The sequence below is a fragment of the Moraxella bovis genome, from assembly GCF_002014975.1.
Taxonomy (GTDB): domain Bacteria; phylum Pseudomonadota; class Gammaproteobacteria; order Pseudomonadales; family Moraxellaceae; genus Moraxella; species Moraxella bovis.
Genome location: NZ_MUXV01000079.1, coordinates 23,986 through 35,836, shown reverse-complemented (window position 1 = coordinate 35,836; position 11,851 = coordinate 23,986). Strand labels below are relative to the sequence as shown.

11 protein-coding genes and 1 pseudogene are annotated in these 11,851 nt (G+C 47.4%); 1 reads left to right on the top strand and 11 read right to left on the bottom strand.

Annotation, left to right across the window (positions count from 1 at the left end):
* Positions 1–31: 31 nt before the first annotated feature.
* The 11 genes and pseudogenes from B0182_RS13190 to B0182_RS13140 all read right to left on the bottom strand — a co-directional run bounded on the left by B0182_RS13190 (position 32) and on the right by B0182_RS13140 (position 8,975).
* Positions 32–826: an ABC transporter ATP-binding protein gene (locus B0182_RS13190; protein ID WP_078275355.1), complete on the bottom strand. Its 795-nt coding sequence runs from the start codon at positions 824–826 to the stop codon at positions 32–34.
* A complete protein-coding gene (locus B0182_RS13185) occupies positions 823–1,752 on the bottom strand; it encodes an ABC transporter permease (RefSeq protein WP_078275354.1) in 930 nt (309 codons plus the stop codon). The genes B0182_RS13190 and B0182_RS13185 overlap by 4 nt, the downstream gene beginning before the upstream one ends.
* A gap of 284 nt (positions 1,753–2,036) precedes the next feature.
* Positions 2,037–3,006, bottom strand: a pseudogene (locus B0182_RS13180) (ABC transporter substrate-binding protein).
* Positions 3,007–3,193: 187 nt separating this feature from the next.
* The gene (locus tag B0182_RS13175; protein ID WP_078275353.1) at positions 3,194–3,820 is read right to left on the bottom strand and encodes a hypothetical protein; all 627 of its coding nucleotides are present in this window, start codon (positions 3,818–3,820) and stop codon (positions 3,194–3,196) included.
* A 22-nt stretch (positions 3,821–3,842) separates the two neighbouring features.
* The gene (locus tag B0182_RS13170; protein WP_078275352.1) at positions 3,843–4,391 is read right to left on the bottom strand and encodes a GTP-binding protein; all 549 of its coding nucleotides are present in this window, start codon (positions 4,389–4,391) and stop codon (positions 3,843–3,845) included.
* Positions 4,392–4,422: 31 nt separating this feature from the next.
* Positions 4,423–5,706 (bottom strand): hypothetical protein, encoded by a 1,284-nt coding sequence (locus B0182_RS13165; protein WP_078275351.1) that lies wholly within the window; start codon positions 5,704–5,706, stop codon positions 4,423–4,425.
* A 95-nt stretch (positions 5,707–5,801) separates the two neighbouring features.
* Complete coding sequence (locus B0182_RS13160) at positions 5,802–6,401, bottom strand: hypothetical protein (RefSeq protein WP_143821762.1); 600 nt, start codon at positions 6,399–6,401, stop codon at positions 5,802–5,804.
* Between the two features lie 66 nt (positions 6,402–6,467).
* Positions 6,468–7,214 (bottom strand): phosphate/phosphite/phosphonate ABC transporter substrate-binding protein, encoded by a 747-nt coding sequence (locus tag B0182_RS13155; protein ID WP_078275349.1) that lies wholly within the window; start codon positions 7,212–7,214, stop codon positions 6,468–6,470.
* Positions 7,214–7,702 carry a PAS domain-containing protein gene (locus B0182_RS13150; RefSeq protein WP_244893702.1) on the bottom strand — a complete coding sequence of 163 codons (489 nt, stop codon included), beginning with the start codon at positions 7,700–7,702 and terminating at the stop codon, positions 7,214–7,216. The genes B0182_RS13155 and B0182_RS13150 overlap by 1 nt, the downstream gene beginning before the upstream one ends.
* Positions 7,703–7,748: 46 nt before the next feature.
* Positions 7,749–8,111: a roadblock/LC7 domain-containing protein gene (locus B0182_RS13145; protein ID WP_029103970.1), complete on the bottom strand. Its 363-nt coding sequence runs from the start codon at positions 8,109–8,111 to the stop codon at positions 7,749–7,751.
* Between the two features lie 309 nt (positions 8,112–8,420).
* Entirely contained in the window at positions 8,421–8,975 is a 555-nt protein-coding gene (locus tag B0182_RS13140) for a carboxymuconolactone decarboxylase family protein (RefSeq protein WP_078275347.1), read from the bottom strand.
* Positions 8,976–9,244: 269 nt separating this feature from the next.
* Between B0182_RS13140 and clpB the strand changes: the two genes are divergently transcribed.
* Positions 9,245–11,818 carry an ATP-dependent chaperone ClpB gene (gene clpB, locus B0182_RS13135; RefSeq protein ID WP_078275346.1) on the top strand — a complete coding sequence of 858 codons (2,574 nt, stop codon included), beginning with the start codon at positions 9,245–9,247 and terminating at the stop codon, positions 11,816–11,818.
* Positions 11,819–11,851: the final 33 nt, after the last annotated feature.

The window sequence follows — 11,851 nt, the reverse complement described above, 5'->3', positions numbered from 1 at the left end:
TTAAGGTTTGTTGGTTATATAACAAAAACCCTTAGCCTAATATCAAACTGTCATCCGCCACTTTCTCGCCACGAGTTTTTTCAAACATATCTAGCAGGTCTTGAACATTCATACCGCGGCGTTCATCGCCTGAGACATCAAGCACCACTTGCCCTTGATGAAGCATGACGGTGCGTGTGCCGTGGGCTAATGCCTGAGCCATTGAGTGCGTGACCATGAGTGTGGTTAGCCGACCTTCATTCACGATTTTGTCGGTGAGTTCTAGGACGAAACTGGCGGTTTTGGGGTCAAGGGCGGCGGTGTGTTCGTCTAGGAGTAGGATTTTTGATGGTTGTAGGCTTGCCATCAGTAGGCTGACCGCTTGGCGTTGTCCGCCTGAGAGCAGTCCCATGCGGTCGGTTAGGCGGTTTTCTAGCCCTAGGTTCAAGATGGCAAGTTTGTCACGAAACAGCTCACGATTTTTGCTGTTTAGGGCAGGGAGTAAGCCACGCACACCCCCACGTTTAAAGGCGAGAGCCATGTTCTCTTCGATGGTTAAGGCTTCACAAGTGCCTGCCATCGGGTCTTGGAACACACGGGCGATCCAGTGACTGCGTTTGTGCGTAGGCTTTTTGGTAACGTCCGTGCCATTTATCACAATCGAGCCAGTGTCGGGGCGTAAGGCACCGCTTACTGTGTTTAGAAAAGTGGATTTGCCTGCCCCGTTGGTGCCGATGACAGTCACAAACTCGCCATCGTTGATGTGTAAAGACAGTCCACGCAAGGCGGGGTTTTCGATGGGTGTGCCAGCATTAAAGGTCAGGCGTAAGTCGGTTGCTATCATCATGAGACACCCCCTGTTTTGGCAGACTTTTTGCCCATGCCAAACGCACTTAGGGCTTTTGAGCGAAATTTGGGTAAAATCAGAGCAATCGCCACGAGCAGGGCGGTTACTAGGTTCAAGTCCTGCGGTCCAAAGCCGATACTGCGTAGGGTTTGACTAGATAGGGCGATTTGGATAAACAGTTTGTACAGCACGGCACCGATGACCACCGAGAGCGTGATAAGAAAGATTTTTTTGGCACTTAGCACGGTCTCGCCGATGATGACCGCCGCCAGACCGACCACAATCGTACCGATACCCACCGAGATGTTCGCCCCGCCTTGGGTCTGTACAAATAACGCCCCAGATAGAGCAATCAAGCCGTTGCTAATCGCCATGCCGAGCATGATGGTAAAGGAAGTGTTAATGCCTTGGGCTTGTGCCATTTTTAGGTTGGAGCCTGTGGCACGCATGGCAAGCCCTGTCTCGGTGCTAAAAAACCAGTCAAGCAGTAGTTTGACCACAACCACAACCGCCCCTGCGACCAGTACACGCACCCACATGCCATTATCGCCACTGATAAATGGGGTAAAAACGGTCGGCTCACCAAGTAGTGATAGGTTGGGGGCGTTCATGATGCGTAAGTTTACCGAATACAGAGCGGTCATGACCAAAATACCTGCCAGTAGGTGTAATATGCCAATCTTGACGTTAAGCCATGCGGTAACAACTCCTGCCATCATGCCTGCCATCATGCCAAAAAGACAAGCCACCCAAGGGTTAAAGCCTGCGATGATAGATACTGCCGCCACCGCACCACCCAAAGGAAAACTACCATCGGCGGTCAAATCAGGAAAGTCCAAAATGCGAAACGATATGAGCACCCCAAGTGCCATGATGGCATATATCAGTCCGCTCTCTAACGCCCCTAAAAAGGCAATCAATGACATATCTGCTCCAATCAAAACAAAACACACGCCCACGATTTGGCGTGCATTTTGTATTTATAGATAACTAGGGCGTGCTGAACCTTGATAACACGATTTACCATTTAGAAATTTTATAGAAATAAAAATAATGTTTTTGCATGAAAAATGATTAAATCTTGTGGCTCGAAGTCAAAAGCTCGTTTGATAGAATAACTATCAAACTTCACTTTTTCCTTGAAAAACGTGCGATTTTTCTCATTTTTCATTGCAAATACAAAAGGCAGGCACGCCCTATCTAAAAGGCATTATTCTACCACTGTTTTGGCTTTATCCAAAATGGATTGTGGCACGCTCAAACCCTGCTCGCTGGCATTTTTCTTGCTGACCATCAAGTCAAGCTCGCTGGCACTGTACACGGCGATGTCGCCTGCTTTTTCGCCTTTTAGGATGCGGGCGGTGATTTTACCTGTTTCTAGTCCTAGATTATGATAATTCACGCCAAGAGCCACGCTCGACCACGCTAGGGTCAGATGAGACAAGGGGGATTTTGCCTTCTTTGGCGACTTTGGCAAGGGCTTCATAGGCGTTGATGACGTTGTTGTCGGTTGATGTATAAATCACGTCCACTTTGCCAACCGGACTTTGGGCGCTCATGGCGATGTCTGATGATTTTTGGGCGGGGGCTTCAACGATGGTAATGCCTTGGGGTTCGGCGATGGCTTTTAGGTTACGCAAAGTCACGGTGGAGTTCACCTCTCCTGGGCTATACACGAACCCGATGTTTTTGACACTAGGAATCAGCTCTTTGATAAGGTCAATCTGCGGTCCAAGCGGTAGTACGTCCGATGCCCCTGTTACGTTGGTGCCAGAGCCATCTAGTTTGGGTGCCAGTTTGGCTTCCACAGGTTCGGTCACGGCAGAGAATACCACAGGAATGCTCGTGGTGGCATTTACGACCGCTTGGGCGGATGGGGTGGCGATGGCGATGATGGCGTCAGGATTGTCCGCCACGAACTGTTTGGCGATTTGTCCTGCGGTGGCAGGGTTGCCTTGGGCGGATTGGAAATTGACCGTTAGGTTCTCGCCTTCTTTAAAGCCTTCGCTGGCTAGGGCTTCAAGCGTGCCTTGACGAACAGCATCCAGTGCAGGGTGTTCGACGATGGCAGTAATGGCAATCGATTTGTTCTCGGCAGTCGTGGGGGCTTGGGCGGTCTCGCTTTGGCTGGCAGGTTTATCACCGCCACAGGCAAACAGTAGCGAGCAAAGCATGCTCATGCCGATGAGTTTGGGAAATTTGGCACTGATGGTCGTCATGACGAACTCCTTGTGTAACAATATGATGACTTTTATTATAGAATAGTTACAGAGCGATGACAATAGTTTTTGGAATGAAAATATAAAAATTTTTAAAAAATAGTTGGTAAAATAAAAGTGGGTTTATCGTCACAAACCCACTTTGGTGTTAATTAACCTTATCATCACCCTTACTAAACCGCAACCCTGATGTCTTAATCGCCCAAACCAGCTCAACCAAAGCTCGGTTGTTGGTCAAAGGCTCGCCATCTAGGATAAGTACATAGCCTGTACCATCAATCCATAAAAACATAAAACTGGTGGTTGGCATCAGTAGGGCGACATCATCAAAGAGCGACACGGCTTGTTCGGCGATGGCAAGCCCACGCTCACGTTGTCGTACAAAAAAGTCAAAAAAGTCCGCCCCTGCCACTGCCAGTCTGTCGGCTTCATCAGCGGTATAGCCAATGCGAGCTAGGCAAAAGCCTTCGTTAGAGCCGATGGCGGCTTTGCGTGTGCCTGATAGACTTGCCACGACATAAGGCAAAAATTTATCCAGTGGCATATTAGGGGCGGGCAAATCTTGCGATAGGCGTTGTACCCAGCCTTTTTCATTAAACTCGTCAAGCCATTCGTGCGAGTATTTGTCCAACCACTCTTTGGTGGGGATGGAGTGGCTTTGTGAGACGAGTGCTTGCAGGGATTGCTGTTTTTCGTTGGGACTGGCATCAGCAAAGGCATGCATGACACCAGATGGCGTAGGAGCGAGATAAGGATTTTGACGTTCGTTTGGCATGACGGGTTACCGAATATAAAAGTTAAGATGAAATCATGTAGATGAGTGAACGCACCATGCGACGCATCTCTTCACGGTCACGAGCATCGACCACCATCACGTTAGCGGCGACACCACGCTCGACCAGTCGCTCTGAGAGTGCGTCATGCAAATCCCAAGGCATGTTCTCAGCATGGGTCACACCGACTACCAAGGCACTGCCTTTGATAAGCGGTGAGAAAGCATCCAGATAATAATCTAAGTCGCCCACAGGATCTTTCTCTTCGGCGTTTAGCAATAGGATAAGCCCCAAAGCATTTTCGCTTAGAATCTCCCACATGAAGTCAAAACGTCGCTGACCAGGGGTGCCGTACAGTCGCACTTGCTCGCCACTGTCTAGTATCATGACCCCATAGTCCATGGCGACTGTGGTGGTTTTTTTCATGAGTTTGACATCATCGGATGCTACTTCATCGGTGGTTACCACACCTTTGTCGGACAGCACCTGAATGGCGGCTGTCTTGCCCGCCCCCACAGGACCTGCGATGATGAGTTTGTATGTTTGTTCACGGGCTTCCTCAATAATGCTCATTATGCTCTCCGTCTCATGATTGGTGTTGTGATTAAAATGACAGTTTGCTAAGCAGTCGTTTAAAAAATCCGGTTTTAGCGGCTTGGGCAACACCTTTGTTGGGGGTAAGCTCAGGCACAGGTTCAGGCTCGCTAACGAGCTGTATCTCTTCTTCACTTAGGATTTTATCTAAGGGGTTTGCGGCATGGAACGAGCGTTTTAGCACATCAATGTCTGCTGACCCTGACAGAATGGATAGCAAGAATATGCGATGCAGAATGGATGGGTTTTTTTGGGTTAACTCGCCAAATACCATGTCTAGTTGGTCAAGGTTTTTGGGAACGACCAAACATGATGACACGACCGCATGCACGTATTCAGGTACTTCTTTCATGCCTGAGAAGTTGGGCATGTAGCGGATTTTTAGTTTTAGGGTGTTTCTGGGCACGTTGATGCGAGCAGGCAAGATGACCGAATAGATTTGCCATAAAAAGCTGTTTAATGAATAACGGCGATAACCTTGGCTTTTGATATTCTGTAGCACTCTGTCAAACTCGCTGTCGCTTAGGACGGTATTGGTAATGTTGGTTTTTAAAACTTGACAGTTACCTGCTACCGAAAAATAGTCAAGCAGGCGTTCAAGGCTTTGTACCAAGGCGATGGATTTTTTGGGATAGACATAGACCGTTTGGTTGCCGACCGCCACTTTAAAGGGATGCTCTTGGGAGAAAATTTCAATGAGTTTATACATGATATTATTGGGGCAAACACCACTAAAATAGGTGCTAATCACGCTTTGGACGAACTTGCCATCTTCACTGCGACTTTGAGTGGTGCTGCTTGGGGCGTTGTCGTTGTCGTCCAGATGTCCCACGGCTTTGGTGCGGATTAAGGCGCGGTTTTTGGCGGCATCGGCGGGGTTTTCTTGTAGGCGAGTGGCGGCACTGACAAGCTGGGAGAGTACCGCTTCCATGTCTTGTTTGGTATAAGGCGTGCTTAAAAAGAAACTGGTGGCATGGGGCAGAAAGTTGGCATTTTGCCACTGTCTGATATTACTGCGTGTCAATAATAAAGACGCCCGAAAATCCAAAAAATCCACCAAGTTTTTGATGTGTTGGTCGTTAAAAAGTGACATGCCCACACCATCAAGATTGACGATGGCAGCAAAGACATCATCAGCACTTCTACCAAGCGTGGGCAGGGTTAGGCGTAAATCATCACTAAAACAGCGTTCTAATACCAAATACTCCACATCGGGATAGTTGCGTTGTAATAACAAGGTCAATGCCCCAGCACTCGGGCCTGAAAAACCTGCCAATAATATTTTTAATGCCATATTGTCTCCAACAACCAGACCCTAGCGGTCATAGGTAAAAACAAAAATAAAACAATAGTCTAAAAATGAAAATTTAAAAAATCTTAAAATAAAAATCACTGCGTTAGTCGTTCAAGCTCGGTACGGCAAGCGACCCACCGCATGTCAAAATCCCAGTCATGTTTGCCAAGCTTGAACCATGCTTTCATAAACGCCACTAGGTCATGACAGGCAAGACAGTGGTCAAAAAACTCATCTTCTAAGCGAGTGACTTCATCAAAATTTTGGGCTTTGTGAGCGGTTAAAATAGACTCTAACAGACTTTGGGCAAGATGAGCGGCATCATCACTGCTGGCACGCAGTTTATGGCTAGGCACATCAAGGGTGGGTGTGGTAATCACACTCCAACGTGTCGCTAAGAGATTATTTTTTTGTAGATAATATTGCCGTGACATGCAGTCATTGATGATTTGCCATGCTTGGGTGCTAAGGCGAGATTCAAACTCTTGGATGAACTCGGGGCGAATCATGGGGACGTCATACCAACAGTCAAAAAAATAGTCTGATAACGCACCTTGCAAGGGTTCGCTTTCGTCTAATTTTTTGGCGATATTAATCCGCTCTTTGTGATATTCTGCCACCGAAGGACTGCTTAGTACCGCCCGAGAATAATGACGAAAGCGGTGATAAGCATCGGCATGTTTGGTTCTGTTCATAAGCTTATCTGTGATGGTAAATAAAAACAAATGGGCTTGGCACAGCCAAACCCACCTGCAACCCTACTAGTCAAGCAAAGTTTCCATAAGGTCAATCATGAACTCGGCATCTTCTTCATCCATGGGTTCAAAACCATCAGGCATGCCAAGCTCGCTTAGCACCGCTTGACCATCGGCATCATCTTTTAGCGACAAAATCACTTTGGCGACATCGTCCGCCTCGGCAAAGCCGTCTTTGACCAAAATAACGTGCGAGATGGTGGCGATGTTACTCTCGATGAGTACATTAAGTTGTGATTTGGTCAGCTTGGACAGTGAATGATAAATCTCAGCGATAAAAAATGCCGCATCTGCTTCGCCTTTGACCACTTGTTTGGCGGCGGCTTGATAAGTCTCAGTGATGACAAATTCAACATCATCTTCGGTCAAATCCACCGCTTCAAGCAGACGCAGACCGATGAGTTTGACATCACGGTTGTCTGCCATGGCGATTTTGGCACCTGCTTTTAAATCATCCAAGGTCTTGATATTGCCACCTGCTGATGAGATGATTGCCATTTCGTCAGACTTACCAACAGGGCGAGCAACAGTACGGTAGCCATCTTCACGAATGAGTTTGGCAGCATCAAAAGGGTTGGCGTAGATGATTTTAACATCGTCTTTTGCTACGCTATTTTCTTGCTCAGCGTGTGAGGCGGGCGTGATAAGGTGCAACGCTTGACCCGAGCGTTTTTGTAGCAAGGTGTTAAACATGTGCCAACCAGCAAAACGCTCTGGCGAGAAATCAGGGGCAATCAGAAAATTATGAGCCATTATTCTGCTCCTTTCATGGTAACGTATTGGGCAGTTGCCGCTTCAATCTTACTACGGCTAGGCTTACGGCGTACAGACGTATAACCAACGGTCTCGCCACGACGCACGTTTGGCACAACAGTGGCATATACCCAGTAGTGCGAGCCGTCTTTGCATAGGTTTTTGACATAGCCGTGCCATTTGTTGCCCGCTTTGACGGTCGCCCATAGGTCGGCATAGGCGGCTTTTGGCATGTCGGGGTGGCGTAGGATGTGCTGGGGCTTGCCGATAAGCTCGTCTTCGGTATAGCCACTAATCTCAACAAAGGCATCGTTTACGTGAGTAAGTACGCCATCTAAGTCGGTGCGAGAGACGATGAGTCTGCCGTCAGGAAACGGGCGTTCTACGCCAGTGTCATAAACGGTGCGTGTCGTGCCATCAAAGAAAGTTAGGGTGTGTTCGGTGGCATCGCCGGCAGGTTTTGCCATGTTTTCTAATTGAATACTCAAAACAAGTCTCCTTAATCTAACTTGTTAATAAAATAAGGCAAAGGATTTAGATGAGTTTTGCCAAGGCTTCTGAGGCGCGTTTGATGTCTAGGAAAATCAAGCCTAGTTTAGCATTTGGTTTGGCAAGAATGGTCAGTACTGCTTCTCCGCCTGCTGAGGTCATGATGACATAGCCTTTCTCGCCTTGTACGAGTAGGCGGTCGATTTTACCACGAGCCAGCTCAGTGCCTGCACGGTCGCCTAGTGACAGTAGGGCGGCACTCATCGCACCCACACGGTCTTCGTCAATGCCAGAGGGTAGGGCGGAGGCAATCATCAAGCCGTCCGTTGAGATAAGGGCAGAGGCTTCGACATCCGCAGATGAGCTGTTTAGGTCGTCTAGAATTTGTTGGAACATGTCTGTACGCATGGTGTATTCCTTGAAACGAGTGGTTGTGAATGAATTAATGTCAAGGTATTAGCCGTTGTCCAAAAGATTGACATCAATCAATATTATTATACAATCGCCATTGATAAATACAAGCATAAAAACGGTTGCTGTTAAAAGATTTGTTTTAACAAAAAAACTTGTCGATAAATGGCGGACAAAAATAAAACCCTTATTATTATAAGGGTTTTATGAGTGTTTGACAATGATTATTTATCTATTTTGTGATAATATTTATATTTTAAATATATGTTTAACAAGATTTTAATCATTGTTTAAAATGGTCAAGCATTAACGGTTTGGGCCAAAAGCGGCAAGCTCTGGGTTGATGTCGGTCTTGGCAACGGTGTTAGCGTAGTTGCACAGAGTAGATAGTGCCACGCCCATGATGACATCTAGGACATTTTGGTCATTGTAGCCGGCTGATTTAAACGCTTCTAGCTCTTCGTCAGAGACTTGACCACGCTTGTCGATAAGTTGCATGGTGAACTGGGCTAGGGCTTGGTATTTGGCGTTTTCGTCAATGCCCGTGCGAGTACGCAGGGCTTCTACGACCGCGGGCGACATTTTTAGGCGAGCTTCGGCGATCTTGGTGTGTCCTGCCACACAAAAATCACAGCCGTTATGAACAGCAGCGGTGATTTGAATGACTTCAATCTCTTCGGCAGTCAGCGAGTTTTTGCTGTTTAGTTTACTCACTTCTTGATACATTTCAAGGGCTTGCGGTGAGTTGGCAAGTACGCCGATAAGATTTGGGATAAAGCCATTGGCTTTTTGTACCGCTTCAACACGCTCTTTGGCTTTTTCGGGGGCGGTATCAACGGTATGTAAGGCTAGACGAGTCATGTAGTTCTCCTAATTCATTGCTTCTTAACTTTGGCAGAAGCAATTCATGTTTTGAGTTGAGTTAAAGTAACAAAACCTATATGGGAATGGGTGTAAAAATTACAAGGGATTTTTAAAAATTTATAAATTTATATAAAAATCAATATTTTATAGAAATTTTATGGTTTAGCCAATTTTTTGTTATTGAAAATTTTGCATTTGTCAAGCATATATTTGACAAGCGGGAAAAACTTTTCCCAAACGCAAAAATAAACGACAAAAGGTAAAACATGAACTTTGATAAACTCCCCCAAAAAGTGCAAAAAACTCTGCAATCCGCCCAATCCCTAGCGGTGGGGCGTGATAATACAGCGATTTTTGCCATGCACGTCTTGTCCGTCATGCTCCAAGATGAGAGCAATGTCGCCATGCTAAGCCAAGCAGGGGCGGACATCAACAGACTAAATCATGACACCGCCAAAAAACTAGACGATTTGGCGACCTTATCCACGCCCACAGGTCAAGCGAATCTTGCTCCTGATTTGGCACAGGTGCTAAACCTTGCCGATAAATTCGCCACCAAGGCAGGCGACAGCTTTGTGCCAAGCGAATGGGTGCTGTTCGCCCTAAGTCAGACAGGCGACACCAAAAAAGTCCTGGCAGATGCGGGCGTGGATACTCAAAAATTACAAGCTATCATTAACCATATCCGTGGGGGAGATACCGTGAACACTCAAAATGCCGAAGACACCAGACACGCCCTAGAAAAGTACACCGTCAATCTGACCGACCGAGCCCGTGACGGCAAACTTGACCCTGTTATCGGGCGAGACGATGAGATTCGCCGTACCGTGCAAGTTTTGTCAAGACGCACCAAAAACAACCCCGTTTTGATAGGCGAACCGGGGGTGGGTAAAACCGCCATTGTGGAGGGCTTGGCAAGCCGTATCGTCAATGGCGAAGTACCTGAAAGCCTAAAAAATAAAGAAGTGCTATCGCTTGACATGGGTTCGCTCATCGCAGGGGCGAAATATCATGGCGAGTTTGAAGAGCGTCTAAAAGGCGTGCTAAATGACCTTGCCAAACAAGACGGCAACATTATCCTATTTATTGACGAGCTACACACCATGGTGGGGGCAGGCAAGACCAGTGGGGCAATGGACGCAGGCAATATGCTAAAACCTGCCCTAGCCCGTGGCGAGTTACGCTGTGTGGGGGCGACAACCCTTGATGAATACCGCCAATACATTGAAAAAGACCCTGCCTTGGAGAGACGTTTTCAAAAGGTACTGGTGGACGAGCCAAGCGTAGAGGACACCATTGCCATTTTGCGTGGGCTAAAAGAGCGGTATGAGCTACATCACGGGGTCAAAATCCTTGACAGTGCCATTATCGCCGCCGCCAAAATGTCGCACCGCTACATCACTGACCGTAAGCTCCCTGATAAGGCGATTGATTTGATTGATGAAGCAGCGTCTCGCATAAAAATGGAGCTTGACAGCAAGCCTGAAAGCCTTGACAAACTTGACAGACGTATCATTCAATTAAAAATGCAGTTAGAAACTGTCAAAAAAGAAGACGATGCAGGTAGCCTTGCACAGGTTAAGCAGTTGCAAACCCAAATTGACGAATTAACCAAAGAATACGATGACCTAGAAGAGATTTGGAAAGCCGAAAAAGCCCTAGTAGAAGGCACCAAGCACGCCCAAATTGAGCTTGATAAGGCACGCATTGCCCTAGAAAAAGCCCAACGTGAGAGCAACTGGGAGCAAGCAGGGCGTTTGCAATATGAGATTATTCCTAATTTGCAAAAACAGCTTGCTGATGAACAGCATGATGACGCAGGCACGCCCAAGCTCCTAAGAAACAAGGTAACGGACAATGAGATTGCCGAAGTGGTGTCGCACGCCACAGGCATTCCTGTTGCCAAGATGATGCAAGGCGAGCGTGATAAGATGCTTGGCATGGAGACGATTTTGCATGAGCGTGTGGTCGGTCAAGACGAAGCGGTCAAATCGGTTGCCAATGCCGTCCGCCGTAGCCGTGCAGGGCTGTCCGACCCCAACCGCCCAAGCGGCTCGTTCCTATTTTTAGGCCCGACAGGCGTGGGTAAAACTGAGCTTACCAAATCGCTTGCCAATTTCTTGTTTGATGACGAGACGGCCATGGTACGAATTGACATGAGCGAGTTTATGGAAAAGCACAGCGTAAGCCGTCTGGTGGGAGCTCCCCCCGGCTATGTTGGCTATGAAGAAGGGGGTGTTTTGACCGAAGCGGTTCGCCGTAAGCCGTATAGCGTGGTGCTATTTGACGAAGTGGAAAAGGCTCACCCTGATGTGTTTAATATCCTACTACAAGTCTTAGATGACGGGCGTTTGACCGACTCTCAAGGGCGTGTGGTGGACTTTAAAAACACCGTGATTATCATGACATCAAACCTTGGCAGTCATAAAATCTTTGACATGGCAGGGGGCGAGTACGAAGAGATAAAATCGGCGGTCATGGAGTCGGTGAACGCTCATTTTCGCCCCGAGTTTATCAACCGTATTGATGAGATTGTGGTCTTTCATCCGCTTGGGCAGTCGCAAATGGCAGGTATTGCCAGTATTCAGCTTGACCGCCTAAGAGCCAGACTAAAAGAGCGTGAGCTTGGTCTTGTCTTATCAGACGAAGCGATGAATGAGCTGGTGTCGGCGGGGTACGACCCTGTGTTTGGGGCAAGACCGCTCAAACGTGCCATTGTCCAAGAGATTGAAAATCCCCTTGCCCAAAAACTCCTAGCAGGCGAGTTTGTCGCAGGCGATACCATTTCGGTGGGGGTAGAAAATGGGGTATTGACGTTTGATAAACTAAGATTTAGTTAATTTATCGATAGTCGTCCAAAAAGTATGCTGAAC